Raw genomic sequence first — 18,151 nt, 5'->3', positions numbered from 1 at the left:
TTATGTCCGGATCATGACATCCAGCAAAATTATTGATTTTTCTGGATAGAAAAATGTTTTATCAGGTAATCAATGGTGATAAATGGATTATATTATTTCAAACGGCTGGAATATAGAAACTGGAATTTTCACCGGAGAAAATCCTGATGAATATGTAAAAAAAATCAGTGAAGTAAGTAGCAGGAATAACATGCATGGGAGCCGGAACGTGAAGCTGAAATTCAGGCATAAATTTCATGGAGTTAAATATTTTCCATTACTGCATGATTCAATTAATAATGTAGATTACCTGTCCCTGGGATTCGTATATGATAGTTACGGGCACCTGGGCTTCAATAGAATAGAGGTAAGAAACAGAAAAGCCTATATTTTTATTGCTGATAAAAACTATTTTTCTGATAAAGAGGGAAATGTAAGGGTCAGGATATTCAACACATGCTCGATCAAGCACATTCTTGCAGCTTCAGTCCACATGGAGGATAAGATAAAGTTTCTTATGAATTATGATGATAATAACATCTATTATGACAGAATTATTCCTGAGGACTGTGCTTTTATTATAGATGCCGAAATATCAAGGGTAACTGAATCATTCATGGAAACTATTTCGTTTGGGAAGGAGGTTATTAAGAGAACAATGGTTTACAATAGATTGAAAATTTTCAGATTCAGTTTTAATGAAAAACGCTGCTGCGGGATTATTCAGGGTGGTGATGACCATTTATTTCTTTATAAGGTTGCTGTAAAACTTGGAACGGACGTCGGAAAAGTCTAAATCATTTTTTAATAATCAGTTCTTTCTCGTTACCCTCATCTTTGTAATCTGAAAGTTTTAATTTTGCCGCACTTACCAGTTGCCCAAATTTTTCAGCATCAAATGGAAACTTTTCAGATAGGAATATTACCCTGATTTCCTCTCCATCATCAAGATCAAAATAAAGTCCCTTTAAATATGCTTTTAGATAGTTTTCCGGGTCACCCCCGCATATAACGTTCCTCTGATCGTCTGTTTTCATAATTTAGATATTACAACTTAGAACTTATGATTTTTTGTTTTATAAAATACATGTTAATATCCATATCGCCATTCCGAGTAGCATAGCAACACACTTATTATACATCATTTTCAGAATATTTTATTCATTTAATTTAAAACCAAATTTTTCTATGTATAACGTGCTACTGTATTTCAATGTATAAAATTATTTTCGATAAATATAATACATACTTTAGCAATTTAAAATTTATAACAACATGTTTATACATATATTTATATATTAAAATTACTTATAAATTTATGGAAACAGAAAATCTTAATAAAAATTCCATACCACTGAGGCGTTTTATAACATTGACCATGTCGGGCATATTTGTTTACGGATTTGCAATTTCAGTGGCCGGGGGTTATATTGATTACGCTGGGGATGCTGCAATTTATGTCGGCATTTTAGGTTTAGTTGTAGTTCTTCTCATGTCTATTCCAATTATGGAATATACCAGATTGGCACCATTTGCAGGTGGGTACTATGGCCTTGCTGAGATGGGATTCGGCAAAGCAGTCGGAAAGTTTACGGCCATTCTGAACTATGCATACTATTCATTTTTACAGGTTGGAAATGGTTTGATAACTGCAGAAATAATGCTGGTGGCTATATATATTGTATATGGAATATTACTTCCATTTGTGCTTGTACCTGTTATAGCCCTGATCACAGTTTTTGTAATGTACATAGGCGCAAAATATCAGGTTAGAAACCTGGCAAGAATCATAGAGATAAGCGTATGGGCGCAGGTTGGAGTTATGCTTGTAGCTGCCGTTTATGTTATATTAACGACGCATAACAACTCCCTGACTTATTTAAACCCTTCATCTTCTCCCACAGGATTTGCCGGTATAGGACTGGGTGCTGCTGTTTCTGGGTTTTTAACATTCGAGGCATATGGAAATGGTTTATTCTTCTCTGAGGAAGGAATAAAGCCGAAAAAAGTAGTATGGCGTTCAATTATAGTTGGAGTCCTTCTTGCCACAGTTATCGGATCTGTAAGCATATATTCAGAACTCGCAGCATATCCAAACATTACAGCCCTATCGGCATCACCCCTACCATTAATTACATCGTATCTTTCATTTATAGGAAAGATCGGGGTTTTATTCCTCGCCTTTATATACGTGCCGTTTTATTTTAGCAGTAACATAATAGGTGCTTCTGGGGCCCAGGCAAGGTTGCTTTATTCATTATCCAGAGATAATTTCATTAATAGTAAATGGCTTGCAAAACTATCACCAACAAAAACTCCTGCTAATGCTGCCCTTGTGAATTTTGTAATTGCAACTGCAATGACATTGATAGTTCTGGCAGTGATGATACCTGTATATGGATATAATGAAACCTCACTGTTTTACGTGGCTTTTGCACCATACACTGCTGCAACAATACTATGGTATTTCCATCACGGAATCCCTGATGTTTCGCTGTATTTCTATTACAGAAGGTCAGGAATAAAAGTATCGTTCATGAGAAAACTTTTTGCCAGTATACTGGCACCTGCATTCGGCCTTGGGATTTTCGCGTATGCATTTTACGATGGGGTTATCAGCAATTTTGTTGAGCCATATTTTGCATTTGTCCTCATTGCCATTATCATAGTTGTTTTCTCTGCTGGATATGTGGTATACAGGGGCTACAAAAATAGCCTGGGAGGTAGCGTTATTGAAAGGATGATGAATGAGGCGGAAAAATGATTATAATTAATTTTTGATTATGTGTGCGGTCAAAATAATCAAAAATTTATGCTGATTTTATATACAGGTCAGTAGTTTTTTCTTCATTCAATATGTGTGCTTCAAGGTTTCCATCTAAATGTATATATATTTAATTTATTTATGAAGGAAATAGCCTTTATTCCCGCTTAGATTAACGTATCCATAGCGCTCCAGCTGTACCACGCTATTTTTCCCGGCAGCAAGCGGCTCCAGCATTCCTGTATCAACGCTGCCATCAGGATGGAATATAGTCATTTCACTGGAGTTTTCAGGGGCCCACTGAATAATTTTAACCCTTTCCCTGGGAACATAGTCTGAATAAACTATTCTACCATTCTCCTTCCTGGCAACGCACAGATCCTTCAGTCTTATGGTTTCTCCCTCGGCTATTTCCAGCATATCCCTGGCCGGAAAATATATGCTCGCATCAGGCTTCAATCTGTATTCCCTGAACCCCCTTTCTGGATTCTGTGGGTGCAGCATTGCATGGCTTTTTAATTCAACAGGGTTTTTTATATGCTGTATCACAGGTTCAGGGACGAAGGAATATCTTTCAGTGTCATTGTCTATTATTTCACGATCCATAGAATTGAAAATATCCCATGAAAATGTGGCATTGTTTTTATTCATACCGGAGCTTATCCAGTAATTTCTGAAGGTTTCAGGGTTATATCCCCTCTTTTTCAATGCCATCAGTGTGCCCAGGCGTATATCATCCCATCCAGAATATTTGCCAGATCTTATTCCTTCCTTTATTATGGTAGTTTTCAGGATGGTATCAGGAATTGTTATAAACCCATAATGGAAATATTCCGGGATTTCCCATTTATTGTACTTAAATACATATTTCTGCTTTTCAGTGTTTACGAGATGGTCTATACCCCTTATAACATGTGTGAGGCCGAGATAATGGTCATCAATAGAAACAGAGAAGTTCATAGTAGGGTATGCCACATATCTGCTTCCGGTACGGGGATGATCGTGTGTATTGATTCTGAAAGCTATCCAGTCCCTGACGGAGGGATTGGGATGATCTATCTCTGTCTTCATAACAAGCGCTGCCTGCCCGTCTGAGTAATAACCCGAAATCATTCTGTCAAACTTTTCAAGACTGTCTGATGGATCTGCGTCTCTTTCCTTAACCGGAACCTTCTTCAGTTTAAGATCGTGAAATTCCTGCTGGTTCTCCTCTATTGCGTACATATACCCATCTGATATCATCCTTTTTGCTTCTGAATAATAAAATTCCATTCTTTCAGACTGTATAACTGTCTCTCCCACATTTACCCCCAGCCATTTTAGGTCTTCCGGTATTAGTTCATATGCGTCTGGGTCTATATTTGAGGGATTTGTATCCTCTATTCTCAGTATGAGCTTTCCACCATAACGTTTAACGTACTCGTCATTAAGAATTGCCATTCGGGAGTGGCCAATATGCAGTGGGCCTGATGGCGATGGGGCCATCCTCATTACAACACTGCCCTTAACGTTTGGGAGATCTGGAAGCCTGTGTTTTTCCTCTTTCTTTTCCCGTATAAGTATGTCGGGATATTCGGTATTAACAATCTCTTCAATCTGGTCATGTGTCATTGAATTTACTTCACTGACATATTCCTGGATAGATTTCATTACGTTCTTCATATCCTTTCTTATTTCAGGGTTTGCGGATATTAATTTTCCCACTACCGAGGAGACATCTGCCTTTCCACCATGCAAATATGCGTTTTTAATAACCTGCTTCCTTATTTCTTGTTGCATAAAAATTTTCCACCTCTGCTATGATTACATTATCCAGCTCTTTCAATCCCGGGGCTGTTACCGAGGAGATACAGATATCCTCGCGCCTTTCACTTATATCTATTTTGGTCTGTATTCTGATAATCCTGTTGGGAAATGTTTCAGATATTTCACTGTAAAGATTGTTCTGTTCTTCTTCAGTGTATTTAGAAGTGTTTGAGTAATCGAATAGAAATAATATTGTTCCTTCAATTTTGGAAAGGGCGATTATAGCCTTTTTTTCTATATCATTTCTTTTATCCATTGGCCTATCCAGAATTCCCGGTGTATCTATAAACTGTACACGCCAGTTTCCAATATTTTTATAACCTATAAGGATGTCCTTGGTGGTAAATGGATAGCTTGCAATTTCTGGTGAGGTTCCAGTCATTTTCTGTATCAAGGAGCTCTTTCCTGAGTTTGGAATTCCGGCTATTATGAATGTGGGTATGTCTGTAATGATTCCCGGGAGCCTTCTAAGGTAATTCCTGCACTCGCCCAGGTATAATAGATCGGGGTTGATATTTTTTATTAGAGAGGAAAATCGTCCATAATATGTTTTCATGATGCTGTTCATATCATTGATGGTTTTTGCACCCTTCAATTTTTTGATGTAAATTGTGCTGAAGTCCTTTATCTTGTCAGTGGTCCACTGTACGTTGCCAAGGCTCAGCTTGTATTTATCCACATCGAACATTAGGTCTATCAAATCAAAATAAAATGGATGCAATGTTTCTATGGTGGGAAATTTTCTTATTATTTTATCAAGATGGCCTGTTGAGATGCTTTCGATAGTGGATATCCTATCAGTAATTTCCTTTCTAATTTTTGTTTCCTTCTTTGGGAAGTATGGTTCCACAATGTTTGATGCCTTATGAAATGATTTGTCTATGATTTCCTGTGATCTAAGCACTGTGGGTATATAATCAAACATATAACCCCATTTCAAGGTGGTTAATATCCTTTTCATTATATAGATTAATAAATTATTTTAACAATCTATTGATACACCATAAAATGGTTAATACGGCGGAGATTGTCAGATCTTACATGAATGAAAACCCGGAGATCAAAGATTATATGGCAAGGGGGCTGATTAATATTTCAGCACTTGCAAGGGAGATTGTCGATAAAACGCCAGTAGATGATTTTGATGCCGCTGTGGCTGCCCTAAAAAGGTATAGAAATAACGATTTGCCATCGTATACATCAGAAATCCTGGATAGGTCAAATCTGGAAATGTCCTCAAATATTTCTATTATAGTCATAAAAAAGAACTATAATACCCTGAAAATAATTACCGGGATTATAGGAAACCTGAAAAAATTGAATTTGGTAAATCTGGTAGAAACAATAAACTGTTTTTCCATTATAGGAGACAATCAGACAGTATCAGGTTTCTCTAATTTCTTCTCGGATGATCAGATAATAGAGTACAGAAAGGATTTGGGGCAGTTAACCATAATTAGCCCTGATGAAATAGAAATTACAAAGGGCTATGTTAACTTCATAACATCCCTGTTATACAGGGCAGGAATTAATATTATACATATAATTTCTTTTTACCGTGATACAATAATAATACTGGATGAAAAAGACCTTACAGATGCATTTAAAATTATTTCTGCCAAGATGATCGACAGGTAGCGGCATCTAAAATCCAGCGATGTCTTCAACAAACGGGAAATATTAAAATACAGAATCCTGATTTCTAAATATATGAGATATGAGAGAATACATGAATTCAGAGAAAAATATATTCCATATACAAAGATAATTAAGGAGATGAAGCTGGACCCGGAAGATGTTATCGTAGATATGGGTGCCGGGGATGGATTTTACAGCAAAATATTTGCAGATAAGGTCAATAAAGGTATGGTATATGTTGTTGAGCAGAATCCAGATGTTATAAAGTATATTGAAAATAATATGGATGGAAGGAATAATTATAGAATCATCAATGAGGATATGTGCAACCTTGACATCAAGGGCTTCAATAAAATATTTTTCTCAACTGTTTTCCATGACATAGACTGCCATGATGATATCCTAAAATTTATAAAGGAAAATTCAAAAAAACCCGTGTATGTATATTTGATAGAATTCAATAAGAAAGGCAAGATGGGCCCCCCTATGGATATCAGGATAACACATGATAGATTAAATCAAATTTTTACTGATGCGGGCTTTAAGCCTGGCATACATATGGATTTTGAGTATAATTATTTTGATATATACTCATTTGAATAAAAGAGGTGATAGAGATGAGCGAGGATAATAACGGGAACAGGAACTCAATAAAACCGATCAGGAGCAATGTTAAACTGAAGAATGTAAAGCCCGCCACAATAGAAACCGGGAAACAGAAAATAACCGGGGCACCGGAAAATTCAATATCGGAGGCAAAAACCATTATTGACCCATTCGGAATTAAAAGATCATCAGTGAGTGTAAGGGAAAAGAAGGAAAACACAGAGAAAAAAAATTATTTTAAACATTGAAAAATTATTTAAATTTTATCTTTAACTTTACAGGAAATGGTGTTTTTTCTCTCCATTATTGTCCTGTACTGGCTGCGGTTCATAAAGTTCTACCTTTCCGCAGGTATTGCACTTATAAAGCGTGAAGGTTTGTGTTGTTTCAGCAAGGTCATTCCAGCCGCCGAGAAACATTCCTCCAATTCCAGTATATCCGCCAACCCTAAAATTCATATTACCGGCAGGTTCCATCTCCCCAGGACAATCAGGTGTTGAGCATTTCATAGCCTTTACATTTAACCTTTATATTTAAATCTTGCAGTTAAAATATAGACCGTATAACTATTTGGATATGAAAATTCATTAAAATATGATCGGGGGAAATATGCTAATAAGATTCAATTATTTATTATCATTAAGGTAGCATAACAGCTGGAATAATAACAATTTTCAAATATTTCCCGTGTAAAATTTCAATTTACAAAACAAAATTCAAATATAAAATAACGTAATAAGCCATAGATAATAATGGTAACATGTGTTATGTACAATTTAAAAATGAGTGAAACACATCCCTCAACAATATGCGTACTTGCTTCAAGGTTTAAGGATTCATTTAAAGACCTGCTTGAGGTACTCACATCCCCCCTGCCAGATGAAAGCCTTGAGGAATACATAGAGGAATATGCAAGAACAGATGAAATCATGCCAGAAGACAAGACAATAGGATTCGTAATCATAAATAAGGACAAGAAGGTAGCATCACTGAATTTCAATGAAAAAGGTTCTGATGATTCAGAAATACAGAAAATTCTGGAAAAATATAAAGAAATGGGATATAAAACTGAACTGGTATACAGTTAATACATTGTTAAATTGTATAATTTATCTGCGGCCTCATAGCTTTCCTGTGAGTTTATTTCCAGCAACTTACTGATTTTTATCATATGCTCTTCCGGGCTTTTATCGTATATTTCCCTCCAAAGTATTAACCTTTTCTCATCCTTATCATACAGTACAGTTTCACCGCATTTCTGAACACAGTGTATGGCCTCCGCAGCCTCCTGCGCATCGGATATATCCTTGAAGCAGTCAAGATAATTCATAGGTCATCGCACCTCTTGGCATCAAAATCAGGATATTTTATATTGTAACGGTTTATCGAATACCTCATGGTGTCAACAAGGGCGAGAATATATCCCTTATAATCCCTGATATATGGAAATATATTGTATTTATCCTGCGATAGAGCATGGTAAATATCATCATAGGATATTTCTCCCTTCAGGCCCCTGATGAGGTATTCCATGAATTCTTTCTTCTCCGCATTCCCCTTCTTTTCATATTTTCTCATATTTCTTTCTACAATATTATACGCATTATTAACATCCCCGTTGACAATGGCCATTTTAAATATTTCTATTACATCCTCAGTATTCATTTATATCACCTATATGATTGCTATCCCGGCCAGGTATGTGTACAGTGCAAATGATACTCCAAGAGCAAGTGTGATTAATCCCATTATAATTACACTGTATTTTATTCCCGGTGCCATGTTGAAATCATTTTCACCTTCCTTTCTGTACGAATATATGATAATCCTGAAATAATAGAAAATGGAAATGGCGCTGTTGATAATTGCTATAACGGCAAGCCACCAAAGATTCCCTATAATCAGTGAAAAGAACAGAAAATACTTTGCTATGAATCCACCTGTAAGCGGAACGCCTGCCAGTGATAGAAGCATTACAGCCAGGAACAGGGCAGTCCATCTGGATTTTTTGCTCAGCCCCACTATATCATCTATCATGACCTTATCACTTTTTACCAGGCTCATGGCTATGAATGGGCCTGCCTTCATGAAAATATATGCTATGGCATAAAACATTGCCGATGCTATGGCAAATCTGACGAAAACTTCTCTGGATACAAGGACTGCAGGATAGTATGAGTATCCGATCAGTGCAAAAACCAGTATCATATAGCCCGCCTGGGCAATGCTTGAATAACCGAGTATCCTTTTCAGGTTGTTCTCCATCAATGCCGCAAGGTTTCCATATGTCATTGTTAGTATTGCAAGTATTGCAAAGAAGAAGAAAACGTAGTTATAGTCCGGTATAAATCCAAGAAACAGGAATTTTAACAGTATCATATATGCTACAAGCTTTCCACCTGTTGACAGGAATGCCGATACAGAATTTGGGGCACCGTCATACGTGTCTATTGCCCACTGCTGCATTGGGAATATTGCTATCTTGAACCCGAATCCTATGGTTATGAATGCCAGTGCAAGCAGAAGGGATCTGTTAAAGCCTAAACCGATATCAGCTGCGGCAACGTTTAAATTGAAGGTTCGGGTAGATAGATAGAAGAATGCTATACCCATTATATTGAATGAAGTTCCTATAGTGCTGATCATGAAATATTTCAGGGATGCCTCCAGGTTACGCTTTGTCTTATTGTATGCCGTAAGTACATATGTCCCTATACTGACACCCTCGAAGGATACAAACAGTACAATTAGGTTATATGTAAATGCTGCAATAACCATGGAAAGTGCTATAAATAATAGTAGTGCATAGTAGACATCAAATCTTTTCTTTATATCGTTCATTGACGGTATTATAACCACCATTATGGAAATAAGGAATATCAGTGCCCAGTAGGTATCAAAGGACGAAATGTTAAGCGACAGTATGCTGTAATTTTTTTCCTGGAAAAGCAGAATGAAAAATGCTGCTATCAGAACGACAAAGGTAAATCCCCCCAGTATTCTCTTACTGTCTGTTTTAATTCCTGCTGCCAGTGTTATAAATCCTGCCAGACCCAATAATATCAGTGCGTAAAGGTATTCATAAATCATATTAATCCCCCCAGATGCGATGCATATGCAGTTAGTAGCTTAAATAGCAATGTTGGGTAAACTCCCAGAAAAATTGTTCCGGCCAAAATGAAGAATAATATAAGGAATTCCTGTTTATTTATGTCCTTCAATCTTCCGAGGCGCTCGTTGAAATATCCGAACAGGAACCTCTGTGCAGCCCATATGTAAAAAGCAGCGGTAATTATGAGCCCGAGTACTATGAACAGGGTATATAATCCGATGCTCTGGAATGCAGATATTGTTACAGAGAATTCACCTATGAATCCGGCCAGGGAGGGTAATCCCAGTGATGCCAGCATTCCAATAAGAAGGAAAGAGGAAAGCACTGGAAGCTCCCTGTTTAGTCCTCCGAGGTCATATATCTTTGATGTCTGTGTTCTTCTGTAAAGCATGGAAAGCGATGCAAAGATAAGTGCTGCAACAAAGGTGTGTGCTATTATCTGATACATACCACCAGAAAGGTCAAGTGTTCTGACGTAACCTGTGGATAAAAGTGCAGTACCAAATGCAATTGTAATGAAAGCCATTTCAGCTGCACTACCATAGGCAGCCATCCTTTTGAGATCGGTCTGGAATAAGGCTGAAAATGAGAAGTATATAATGCTGATCAAGCCCAGGAGTATAATGAAATATGCAAGTGCCCTTGGAAATAGCCCTGCAATTGGGTATAATATGCCAAGCAGACCGTAGCCACCCATAGCCACAAGGCCCCCGGAGAGCATTATTGTTCCGGAATAAGGTGCATCATTATATGCGTCCGGAAGCCATGAATGCAGCGGGAATGATGGAAGTTTTATAAGGAATGCAAGCAGGAACCCGAATATAATGAAATAGAAACCTGCAGTTGGCACCGTTTCCAGGAATGAAAGTGCGGTTAGGTCACCTATCTGAAATGTAAATATCCCTGTATTTAGGAAGTAATATGTTGAGAGAGTGAATATTGATAAGAGCAGGAATAAGGATCCTATATGTGTATATATGAAGAACTTCAGTGAACTCCTCTCCCTGTTTCCTGTTCCGTACTTTCCTATTATGAAAAATACTGGAATAAGGACAACTTCCCAGAAAATATAGAAGAACAGGAAATTTCTTACCATAAATAATCCAGCCAGCCCGAAGCCTGCGGCCATGAATAATCCGTAGAAATATGCTCCATGGGATTTACTTCCCATTAACACTGCAAACATTGTAATAAACAGTGAAATTATCACGAGAAGATCGGTGAATCCTGTCAATCCCAGTGAAAAGTCTATGTTTATTGTAATTCCACTGGCATGGAATTGCGCAAGCAGGGTATTATAATACGCTATTACCCCGCCTGTGTAATTCCTGAATTCGAATGCTGAGTATGCAATAAAAAACACAGTAAGTATTGCAAGAGAGACCAGTGATACTGTTTTTGATTGATTTCCAGCGAAAAAGCTCAGTGCTGTAAGAATAAAAAATAGGATAAAGAAGTACAGTAAAATCGTTTAGATCACCCCAATTAATTCAATGATTGCAAATATGACAACCATACCAATTATAAGAAAAGCCACATAGAACGGTATGTTTCCGGTTTCGATTTTCCTTAGACCTGATCCAAGGTCTGAGATATCCCTGCCAGTGGCGTCCACACCATTATCGATCTCCCTTTCTCCGGCGCCGAATATGTATGAAATTGGAAGTATTATGCGCTCAGCTATTATTTCTGTGTAAAGCCAGTCAAAGTAAAATTTATTCTTGATAACCCTGTAAAGTGGGTTTTTCGATATGGAGGTATGCCCGTTGATATTGTAACGGTAGATAGCGTAGGCTATTCCTATTCCAATAAGAGAGAATAAGACAGGCAGAATTTCTATTGCCAGTGGCGGGGTATAAACAGATACAGAGGCATCTATGAATTTATAGAATGGCTTCTGAATTATGCCAAGAGTCAATGAAAGGAATGCCAGCACTATAAGCGGTGATAGGTATATGAGTTTCGGGTCGCGTGCCTTTTCTGCCAGCTTAGATCTCGGTTTCCCCAGGAATACAAGAAAATACATCCTGAATGTGTATGTTGCAGTAAGTATCTCTCCAAATACCAGGAGAAGCCAGGGAATTATGTTGCCTGAATTTACGAAATATTCGTATGCCCCTGATATTATCTGCCCCTTGGAGAAATAACCCGCCGTAGGTGGTATTGCGGCCAGAGTAAGAGCGCCTATTAGCATCAGTATGGCAGTTGCCGGCATTCTTCTGAAAAGGCCTCCCATGTCCTTTATATTTCTAAGCTCCATGAGTGTCATTAATATTACGGCTGCGGCCATGAATAGAAGCGCCTTGAATACCGCATGGACAACCAAATGATACATACCAAATGCAACACCGGAATAACCTATTACACCTCCAAGGCCTATGGCTGCCATCATGTAACCCAGCTGGCTAATCGTGGAATAAGCCAGAACCCTTTTTATATCGTTTACAACAATTCCAAGGATTCCAGCATAGAAGGCGGTAAACGCGCCTATTATTACCACAGCATAAAGAGAGTATGAGGATGCGTAGTAAAATAACGGAAACAGCCTCGCTACCAGATAAACACCTGCTGTAACCATTGTGGCTGCATGGATAAGTGCCGAGACTGTGGTGGGACCCTCCATTGAATCTGGCAACCATACATGCAGTGGGAATTGCGCAGATTTCGCAACTGCACCTCCGAGGAACAGTATGGTTGCAAGGGCAAGCACATTGGGCCCAATGGCTACTGAGATGCTTTTTGCATTGTCAATAAGGTATGGTATGCTCAGGGGACTTATGCCTGATGGAATAACACTTATCAGTTTTGTGTACAGGACGCCCATTCCTATTATAAATAATAAATCCCCTATACGTGTTACTATAAATGCCTTCTTTGCGGCTGCAGCCGCATTTGGCTTGAAAAACCAGAAGCCTATAAGCAGGTATGAACACAGGCCCACTATTTCCCAGAATAGGAAAAATAAGACCAGATTTGATGAAACCACAAGGCCCAGCATTGCCCCAATGAACAGGGATGTCTCAGAAAAATAGATATTTTTCCTCGGGTCTTTTTTCATGTAAAACATTGCAAACAGGTTGATCATAAGTGACATGAAGGCAACCATCATGGCCATTATAACAGTAAGGTGGCTGATATATATCCCAACATTTATGTTGTAGAACCATGTATAATGAGAATATATATAACTATGATTTAGAAGATACAGATAGGCAAGTATCACCAGTACCAGCGACCCTAGAATCATAAGGCTGCTGAAAATACCTGAATATTTTATTTTATACCTGCCAATTACGTATTCCATTGGAAATGCAATGAGCGGAAGCAGAAATATGAAGTAGTATAATATTGTCACCATTTAATATCCCTCAGTAATGAAATATTTGTCTTGCCGTATTTTTTGGATATCAGTGTGAATATTGCTATCCCTGTTGCTGTTTCAATAACTCCTATGGCTATGACAAAGAGTGCAAACACAATAACAGACGTGGAGTAATAGAACGCCGCCACACCTACAACATCCAGCAGGGCAGCGTTAATAGTTATTTCCAGGGAAATTATAACCTTCATTCCAACCTTTGATGTTGTTACCCCGTATATTCCTATTGTAAACAGTATCATTGAAAGAAACAGTATGTAAATTATATTCATTTTTCATCATCTCCCACTATGTACATAACACCTATTATAGCGGCAACCAGAAGCACTGATAGGAGTTCAAAAGGTACCACGTAGGTTGAAAATAATAGATGCCCGATCCTTGCTATATCCTGTGAGTGCCTGGTAAACGTTCCACTAATTGTCAGTAAATTTGCACCTATGACTATAAAGAATACTATAGCTGCAATTTTCTGTGCCTTATTCTTCAACGTCCTTACCTCCTGTTAGCATCAGTACGAAAACTATGAGTATCACAATAGATCCAGTATATACAAGTAGCTCAATACTCCCAACAAAACTCAGGCCAAGCAGTATGAATATTGTTGAAAATACCAGCATAAGAATGAATAAGAATATGGAGGAATGTATGAGATTTTTAGAACTTATAGCAGCAAGTGCCATGATTACTGCTATGGCTGCGAATACCAGAAAAAGTATGGTGTATATCATTTTATGACATCCTCCTCCTGCATGGTTAATTCCTGTGGAGAATAGGTAAAACTATTCCTTGTTCTGGCATTTTCAAACTGGTGGGTAAGATAGATAGCATCTGTGGGGCATATCTCTTCACACTGCCTGCAGACTGTACAGGTTCCGAAATTAACATCCGGATATATGTTCCTTTTATTCTGCAGGTTTTTTCTATCTCCTCTTGCAGTCTGTACAACATTGTTCTCTAGCCCACTTCTATCAAGGTCCCAGTGCTCCATTTTTATACTGTGGTTTGGGCAAATTTTTGAGCATAGGGTACATCCAACGCAGGCCTCCGGAACGAGGAATATCCTAAATCTGAATCTTTCAGGTATTTCCCCCTTGTCCTCTGGATACTGTGTGGTTACCGGTTTTTTAAACATATATTTTCCCATGCTGTACATTAATTTCAGAGACCCTACAACAGGTACCGGTTTTTTCGGCATTTTAATTTCTTTAACTGTAGCTACCATTTTTATCACCTTATATATAATACAAATAATCCTGCGTACACCAGATTAGCCATGGAAAGCGGAAGCATATACTTCCATCCAAGATCAACAAACTTGTCTATCCTTATTCTTGGAATTGCAACCCATATCAGGAATGATATGAGCACAAGGATATCCGTTTTAATGAACAGGTAAATGAAGCCAACATAGTTATCATAGGGACCGTTTGCGCCTCCGAGATATAGCACAGATATCAGGAAAGAGCTCAGGTAAACCATTCCAAATAAACCAATATAGAAGAAACCGAACCTCATACCTGAATATTCGGTTGTATATCCTGAAATAAGCTCACTGTCACTCTCCCCTAGATCGAAGGGAGAATATGAGGCCCTTGCAACCATTGATATGAAAAATATTAGAAGCCCCAGTGGCTCTATTATACCATATGGTATAATTTCATTGGCAACAATTCCTGACAGGCTGAGCCCTCCTGTTATGGCATCACCGGTAACATATGACCTTGAAGATACCATTACAATTGCAAGAACGCTTATCATCATGGGAATTTCAAATGATATATCCTTGGCTACTGCCCTCATTGTGCCCAGAAGTGCATAGTTGCTCTTGGTGCTTATACCACCAAGTATTTCTCCTATGGGTATTATTGAAAGGATTCCGAACATCAATACCAGCGTGACCTTCGAATGCGTTACTGCTAGGGAACCAAAGTATGCCAGATCACCGAAGGGTAAAAGCACAAATGCAAGTATGGTTGCTATCATTACAATTACTGGCGCTATTTTATATGCCATGTCGTCTCTTCCTTCAGGCAGTATTGATTCTTTACCCACGAGCTTGAGAGCATCTGCAATTAACTGAAGAAGCCCGAATTTCCCTACCCTGTTTGGTCCGATTCTTCTCTGAATCCTTGCCATGTACTTTCTGAAAATGTAAATTAAAGCTATAAATGAAAGTGCAACGAAGACCAGAACCACTATGGATTGCAGGAAATAGGCAACACCGAAGGATGCAAAACTGCCCAGAAAAGAAAACCATTGATGAATTCTGAGCAGAATACTCATCTATCCACCTCCCCTGCCACGGCATCAACAGATGCAATAGTGATGATAAGGTCTGCTATAAGCGACCCCCTTGTCATGATGGGAACAACTGCAAGATTTTTAAAAGAGGGGCTTCTGGCATGAACTCTATATGGTTTTACCCCGCCGTCTCCACGTATGAACACTCCGAATTCCCCACTCTCTGACTCCACCCTTGTAAATACATCCCCCTGTCCCTTGAGAAGTAGCATGGCAGATTTCTTAGTTTTAGGATTGAAATATGGGCCATCAGGCAATTTGGCAAGGCACTGCTCTATTATCCTTATTGATTGCCTTAGTTCTTCCACTTTTACGAGGAATCTGCCCATATTATCCTTTGTCCTCGCAATAGGAACATCAAAGTTAACTTTATCATAAAACAAATATGGAGAATCCTTCCTTACATCGTAGGGAATTCCAGATGCCCTAAGCATGGGGCCGGTTACTCCATAATCAAGTGCTATGTCCGGCTCCAGTATACCTGTTCCAACATTCCTCTGCCAGAATATTTCACTGTCAGTAAACATCTTTACTATTTCTTCCAGTTTCCCTTTAAATTCAGAAATAAATTCCCTGATTTCCTCAATAATTTTATCATTAAAATCCTGATAAACACCGCCAATGCTCATGTAATTAACTTCCTGCCTTCCACCGGAGGCTTCAACAAATATCCTCTGTATTTTTTCCCGCTCATGGAATGTGTGGAAAAATGGTGTGAGCATGCCAACATCCAGCCCCAGGGCCCCTATACCGACCATTCTTGCGGCAATCCTGCTTAATTCGGCCATGATCATTCTTATCCACTGGGCGCGCTCAGGAACCTCCATATCAGTGAGTGCTTCCACAGCCCTCAGGTAACCCAGTTCCATGTTCATGGCGTCAATATAATCCATTCGATCGAAGTAAATTGTGTTGTTTACAAAATAATTCAATTCACATATTTTCTCTGCGTTTCTGTGCAGGTATCCTATTGTTATATCAACATCCTCCACGGTTTCTTCGTTCAGTTTGACCCTGAATCTATAAATCCCGTGCGTGGACGGGTGAACAGGCCCTATATTCAGTTCTATCCAGTGGGACATTACCAACCCTCTTTATCATCGAAGCTTACATGCTCATTTCCATCTCTGTCCATGCTTATATATTGTACCTTGTTCAAATCGTAATCCTTTCTAAGAGGATGGCCAACCCATTCATCTGGAAGCAGTATACGCCTGAGATTCTCATGTCCTTCAAATATAATTCCCATAAGATCATACTGTTCCCTTTCATCTACCACTGCAGCCTTCCAGATATTTGCTATGGATGGTACCTTTTCATCACTAGTAGATATTTTCACGCATATGTAATCGTTTTTGTCAAAATTATGAATATGATAGATAACATCAATGTGGTCTTTCATGTCTACACCGGTTATTGATGAGAGGTAATATCTCCTGTTCCTGTAATCTTCCATGAGTTCTATTAAGTCAGCTTTATCTATGTTTAAGACTTTCATCCCTGATTTATCGGTTTCCTCAGATATAATTTTATACATCTTTTATCACCTATCTGTCTCATTTCTGATTTTCTTCTGAAGGGTAATCAGCCCATAAGTAAGTGCCTGAGGTGATGGAGGGCATCCAGGTACATAAACATCAACTGGGATAACCTTATCAACACCCATGACTACAGAATATCCATCAACGTATGGACCGCCCTGAATTACACAAACTCCCATCGCGATAACATATTTGGGATAGGGCATCTCTTCGTATATTCTCTTAACCCTAGGTGCCATTCTTTTTGTAGTAGTTCCAGCTACGATCATGAGATCTGATTGCCTTGGAGAATTTCTAAATATCTCACTACCAAATCTTGCAACATCAACGTCAGCGGCCTGTGTAGCCATCATTTCAATGGCACAGCATGCAAGACCCATAGTAAGTGGCCACAGGGAATTGGACCTGCCCCATTCAAGGGCTTTCTCCAGTGTGGTTGTTTTTACACCCATATCACCAGTTTTCATTTCATCCACCTCATATAGCCTTTTCTATATGCATAAAATACAGCAAATAGGGGCATGGCAAGGAAAACAATAGTTTCCATGAATGGTATAACCCCAAGTGCATAGAAATCAAAGGCCCATGGAAGCAATAATAACATGTCTATATCAAACAGTATGAAAAGGAATATTATGACATAATACTGTACGGTAATATGACCTTCTGCATATTCTTTTGCAACCTCTCCACTCTCATATGGCTTGAGATAAGAATCATCCTTTGCAGGCGGATTATTTTCCAGTGAAAGATTTTTTAATATTTCTTCCCTGTTAAATTTTATACCACCATTTTTATAACGGCCAGCACCCACAGTCGGAAGTATCTTGAATACAAGGTATAACGCAAGAACCAGAATAGTTATCGTAATTGCCATCGAAGCGTATCCTAATATCATTGTTCTTATATTTTTCAAGCCTATTTAATTATATCGAATGGTAAGAAAATAAGAATTTTCCTGAATTTCCAGAGGGATATTTTGCCTCATACAACAGTAAAAAATTTTACAATTCGAGCGACAA

Annotated in this window: 24 protein-coding genes; 6 read left to right on the top strand and 18 right to left on the bottom strand. The window is 38.4% G+C overall.

From position 1 onward, the window contains the following. Nucleotides 1-82: 82 nt before the first annotated feature. On the top strand, nucleotides 83-775 hold the full coding sequence (locus tag RE471_RS04645) for a hypothetical protein (RefSeq protein WP_309215625.1): 693 nt from the start codon (nucleotides 83-85) through the stop codon (nucleotides 773-775). 1 nt (nucleotide 776) lies between these two features. On the opposite strand, the gene RE471_RS04640 is transcribed toward RE471_RS04645, so the two are convergent. Further along, on the bottom strand, nucleotides 777-1,016 hold the full coding sequence (locus RE471_RS04640; protein WP_309215624.1) for a hypothetical protein: 240 nt from the start codon (nucleotides 1,014-1,016) through the stop codon (nucleotides 777-779). Nucleotides 1,017-1,297: 281 nt separating this feature from the next. Here RE471_RS04640 and RE471_RS04635 point away from each other — a divergent pair, with 281 nt between their 5' ends. Then, nucleotides 1,298-2,743 (top strand): APC family permease, encoded by a 1,446-nt coding sequence (locus tag RE471_RS04635; protein WP_309215623.1) that lies wholly within the window; start codon nucleotides 1,298-1,300, stop codon nucleotides 2,741-2,743. Nucleotides 2,744-2,878: 135 nt separating this feature from the next. Here the strand turns inward: RE471_RS04635 and RE471_RS04630 are convergent, their stop codons facing one another. Together RE471_RS04630 and RE471_RS04625 are read right to left on the bottom strand one after the other, a co-directional pair. Then, the gene (locus tag RE471_RS04630; protein WP_309215622.1) at nucleotides 2,879-4,522 is read right to left on the bottom strand and encodes a glutamate--tRNA ligase; all 1,644 of its coding nucleotides are present in this window, start codon (nucleotides 4,520-4,522) and stop codon (nucleotides 2,879-2,881) included. Then, complete coding sequence (locus tag RE471_RS04625) at nucleotides 4,491-5,474, bottom strand: GTPase (RefSeq protein ID WP_309215620.1); 984 nt, start codon at nucleotides 5,472-5,474, stop codon at nucleotides 4,491-4,493. The genes RE471_RS04630 and RE471_RS04625 overlap by 32 nt, the downstream gene beginning before the upstream one ends. An 83-nt stretch (nucleotides 5,475-5,557) precedes the next feature. Between RE471_RS04625 and RE471_RS04620 the strand changes: the two genes are divergently transcribed. From RE471_RS04620 to RE471_RS04610, 3 genes are all read left to right on the top strand, one after another. Continuing rightward, nucleotides 5,558-6,187 (top strand): hypothetical protein, encoded by a 630-nt coding sequence (locus RE471_RS04620; protein WP_309215619.1) that lies wholly within the window; start codon nucleotides 5,558-5,560, stop codon nucleotides 6,185-6,187. A gap of 72 nt (nucleotides 6,188-6,259) precedes the next feature. Further along, a complete protein-coding gene (locus tag RE471_RS04615) occupies nucleotides 6,260-6,790 on the top strand; it encodes a class I SAM-dependent methyltransferase (protein ID WP_309215618.1) in 531 nt (176 codons plus the stop codon). A 14-nt stretch (nucleotides 6,791-6,804) separates the two neighbouring features. After that, nucleotides 6,805-7,041 carry a hypothetical protein gene (locus RE471_RS04610; protein WP_309215617.1) on the top strand — a complete coding sequence of 79 codons (237 nt, stop codon included), beginning with the start codon at nucleotides 6,805-6,807 and terminating at the stop codon, nucleotides 7,039-7,041. A gap of 27 nt (nucleotides 7,042-7,068) precedes the next feature. Here RE471_RS04610 and RE471_RS04605 read toward each other — a convergent pair whose 3' ends face one another. After that, entirely contained in the window at nucleotides 7,069-7,302 is a 234-nt protein-coding gene (locus tag RE471_RS04605; protein ID WP_309215616.1) for a nucleotide-binding protein, read from the bottom strand. 243 nt (nucleotides 7,303-7,545) lie between these two features. Between RE471_RS04605 and RE471_RS04600 the strand changes: the two genes are divergently transcribed. Further along, nucleotides 7,546-7,881 (top strand): TA0956 family protein, encoded by a 336-nt coding sequence (locus tag RE471_RS04600; RefSeq protein ID WP_309215615.1) that lies wholly within the window; start codon nucleotides 7,546-7,548, stop codon nucleotides 7,879-7,881. Here the strand turns inward: RE471_RS04600 and RE471_RS04595 are convergent. From RE471_RS04595 to ndhC, 14 genes are read right to left on the bottom strand one after another with little or no spacing between them, the layout of a single operon-like run. Continuing rightward, nucleotides 7,878-8,123: a hypothetical protein gene (locus tag RE471_RS04595; protein ID WP_309215614.1), complete on the bottom strand. Its 246-nt coding sequence runs from the start codon at nucleotides 8,121-8,123 to the stop codon at nucleotides 7,878-7,880. The two genes, RE471_RS04600 and RE471_RS04595, sit on opposite strands and share 4 nt — an antisense overlap. Beyond that, nucleotides 8,120-8,458, bottom strand: coding sequence for a hypothetical protein (locus RE471_RS04590; RefSeq protein WP_309215613.1), 339 nt, complete (start codon nucleotides 8,456-8,458; stop codon nucleotides 8,120-8,122). The genes RE471_RS04595 and RE471_RS04590 overlap by 4 nt, the downstream gene beginning before the upstream one ends. A 9-nt stretch (nucleotides 8,459-8,467) precedes the next feature. Further along, the gene (gene nuoN / locus RE471_RS04585) at nucleotides 8,468-9,883 is read right to left on the bottom strand and encodes an NADH-quinone oxidoreductase subunit NuoN (protein WP_309215612.1); all 1,416 of its coding nucleotides are present in this window, start codon (nucleotides 9,881-9,883) and stop codon (nucleotides 8,468-8,470) included. Beyond that, entirely contained in the window at nucleotides 9,880-11,331 is a 1,452-nt protein-coding gene (locus RE471_RS04580) for an NADH-quinone oxidoreductase subunit M (RefSeq protein WP_309215738.1), read from the bottom strand. The genes nuoN and RE471_RS04580 overlap by 4 nt, the downstream gene beginning before the upstream one ends. Nucleotides 11,332-11,376: 45 nt before the next feature. Beyond that, entirely contained in the window at nucleotides 11,377-13,263 is a 1,887-nt protein-coding gene (locus tag RE471_RS04575; RefSeq protein WP_309215611.1) for an NADH-quinone oxidoreductase subunit L, read from the bottom strand. Continuing rightward, the gene (gene nuoK / locus RE471_RS04570) at nucleotides 13,257-13,556 is read right to left on the bottom strand and encodes an NADH-quinone oxidoreductase subunit NuoK (RefSeq protein WP_298278933.1); all 300 of its coding nucleotides are present in this window, start codon (nucleotides 13,554-13,556) and stop codon (nucleotides 13,257-13,259) included. The genes RE471_RS04575 and nuoK overlap by 7 nt, the downstream gene beginning before the upstream one ends. Further along, nucleotides 13,553-13,774, bottom strand: a complete 222-nt coding sequence (locus RE471_RS04565; RefSeq protein WP_309215610.1) for an NADH-quinone oxidoreductase subunit J — start codon at nucleotides 13,772-13,774, stop codon at nucleotides 13,553-13,555. The genes nuoK and RE471_RS04565 overlap by 4 nt, the downstream gene beginning before the upstream one ends. Then, on the bottom strand, nucleotides 13,764-14,015 hold the full coding sequence (locus RE471_RS04560) for an NADH-quinone oxidoreductase subunit J (protein WP_298278937.1): 252 nt from the start codon (nucleotides 14,013-14,015) through the stop codon (nucleotides 13,764-13,766). Before RE471_RS04560 ends, RE471_RS04565 begins: the two co-directional genes overlap by 11 nt. After that, a complete protein-coding gene (gene nuoI / locus RE471_RS04555; protein WP_298278939.1) occupies nucleotides 14,012-14,509 on the bottom strand; it encodes an NADH-quinone oxidoreductase subunit NuoI in 498 nt (165 codons plus the stop codon). Before nuoI ends, RE471_RS04560 begins: the two co-directional genes overlap by 4 nt. Before the next feature lie 5 nt (nucleotides 14,510-14,514). Continuing rightward, nucleotides 14,515-15,570, bottom strand: a complete 1,056-nt coding sequence (gene nuoH, locus RE471_RS04550; RefSeq protein WP_309215609.1) for an NADH-quinone oxidoreductase subunit NuoH — start codon at nucleotides 15,568-15,570, stop codon at nucleotides 14,515-14,517. Beyond that, nucleotides 15,567-16,670, bottom strand: a complete 1,104-nt coding sequence (locus RE471_RS04545; RefSeq protein ID WP_309215608.1) for an NADH-quinone oxidoreductase subunit D — start codon at nucleotides 16,668-16,670, stop codon at nucleotides 15,567-15,569. Before RE471_RS04545 ends, nuoH begins: the two co-directional genes overlap by 4 nt. Next, nucleotides 16,670-17,125, bottom strand: coding sequence for an NADH-quinone oxidoreductase subunit C (locus RE471_RS04540; protein WP_309215607.1), 456 nt, complete (start codon nucleotides 17,123-17,125; stop codon nucleotides 16,670-16,672). Before RE471_RS04540 ends, RE471_RS04545 begins: the two co-directional genes overlap by 1 nt. Before the next feature lie 6 nt (nucleotides 17,126-17,131). After that, nucleotides 17,132-17,596 carry an NADH-quinone oxidoreductase subunit B gene (locus RE471_RS04535; protein WP_309215606.1) on the bottom strand — a complete coding sequence of 155 codons (465 nt, stop codon included), beginning with the start codon at nucleotides 17,594-17,596 and terminating at the stop codon, nucleotides 17,132-17,134. Then, nucleotides 17,593-18,027, bottom strand: coding sequence for an NADH-quinone oxidoreductase subunit A (gene ndhC, locus RE471_RS04530; protein ID WP_309215604.1), 435 nt, complete (start codon nucleotides 18,025-18,027; stop codon nucleotides 17,593-17,595). Before ndhC ends, RE471_RS04535 begins: the two co-directional genes overlap by 4 nt. Nucleotides 18,028-18,151 lie beyond the last annotated feature (124 nt).

The sequence above is a fragment of the Ferroplasma sp. genome (genome assembly GCF_031200575.1).
Lineage (GTDB): Archaea > Thermoplasmatota > Thermoplasmata > Thermoplasmatales > Thermoplasmataceae > Ferroplasma.
The sequence above is the reverse complement of the archived record's forward strand: the minus strand, read 5'-3'. Positions and strand labels throughout refer to the sequence as shown.

Bases quoted from the DNA above. Each gene is read 5' to 3' on its own strand.
- RE471_RS04645 (WP_309215625.1), top strand. From the start codon at position 83: ATGGATTATATTATTTCAAACGGCTGGAATATAGAAACTGGAATTTTC.
- RE471_RS04640 (WP_309215624.1), bottom strand. From the start codon at position 1,016: ATGAAAACAGACGATCAGAGGAACGTTATATGCGGGGGTGACCCGGAA.
- RE471_RS04635 (WP_309215623.1), top strand. From the start codon at position 1,298: ATGGAAACAGAAAATCTTAATAAAAATTCCATACCACTGAGGCGTTTT.
- RE471_RS04630 (WP_309215622.1), bottom strand. From the start codon at position 4,522: ATGCAACAAGAAATAAGGAAGCAGGTTATTAAAAACGCATATTTGCAT.
- RE471_RS04625 (WP_309215620.1), bottom strand. From the start codon at position 5,474: ATGTTTGATTATATACCCACAGTGCTTAGATCACAGGAAATCATAGAC.
- RE471_RS04620 (WP_309215619.1), top strand. From the start codon at position 5,558: ATGGTTAATACGGCGGAGATTGTCAGATCTTACATGAATGAAAACCCG.
- RE471_RS04615 (WP_309215618.1), top strand. From the start codon at position 6,260: ATGAGATATGAGAGAATACATGAATTCAGAGAAAAATATATTCCATAT.
- RE471_RS04610 (WP_309215617.1), top strand. From the start codon at position 6,805: ATGAGCGAGGATAATAACGGGAACAGGAACTCAATAAAACCGATCAGG.
- RE471_RS04605 (WP_309215616.1), bottom strand. From the start codon at position 7,302: ATGAAATGCTCAACACCTGATTGTCCTGGGGAGATGGAACCTGCCGGT.
- RE471_RS04600 (WP_309215615.1), top strand. From the start codon at position 7,546: ATGGTAACATGTGTTATGTACAATTTAAAAATGAGTGAAACACATCCC.
- RE471_RS04595 (WP_309215614.1), bottom strand. From the start codon at position 8,123: ATGAATTATCTTGACTGCTTCAAGGATATATCCGATGCGCAGGAGGCT.
- RE471_RS04590 (WP_309215613.1), bottom strand. From the start codon at position 8,458: ATGAATACTGAGGATGTAATAGAAATATTTAAAATGGCCATTGTCAAC.
- nuoN (WP_309215612.1), bottom strand. From the start codon at position 9,883: ATGATTTATGAATACCTTTACGCACTGATATTATTGGGTCTGGCAGGA.
- RE471_RS04575 (WP_309215611.1), bottom strand. From the start codon at position 13,263: ATGGTGACAATATTATACTACTTCATATTTCTGCTTCCGCTCATTGCA.
- nuoK (WP_298278933.1), bottom strand. From the start codon at position 13,556: ATGAATATAATTTACATACTGTTTCTTTCAATGATACTGTTTACAATA.
- RE471_RS04560 (WP_298278937.1), bottom strand. From the start codon at position 14,015: ATGATATACACCATACTTTTTCTGGTATTCGCAGCCATAGCAGTAATC.
- nuoI (WP_298278939.1), bottom strand. From the start codon at position 14,509: ATGGTAGCTACAGTTAAAGAAATTAAAATGCCGAAAAAACCGGTACCT.
- nuoH (WP_309215609.1), bottom strand. From the start codon at position 15,570: ATGAGTATTCTGCTCAGAATTCATCAATGGTTTTCTTTTCTGGGCAGT.
- RE471_RS04545 (WP_309215608.1), bottom strand. From the start codon at position 16,670: ATGTCCCACTGGATAGAACTGAATATAGGGCCTGTTCACCCGTCCACG.
- RE471_RS04540 (WP_309215607.1), bottom strand. From the start codon at position 17,125: ATGTATAAAATTATATCTGAGGAAACCGATAAATCAGGGATGAAAGTC.
- RE471_RS04535 (WP_309215606.1), bottom strand. From the start codon at position 17,596: ATGAAAACTGGTGATATGGGTGTAAAAACAACCACACTGGAGAAAGCC.
- ndhC (WP_309215604.1), bottom strand. From the start codon at position 18,027: ATGATATTAGGATACGCTTCGATGGCAATTACGATAACTATTCTGGTT.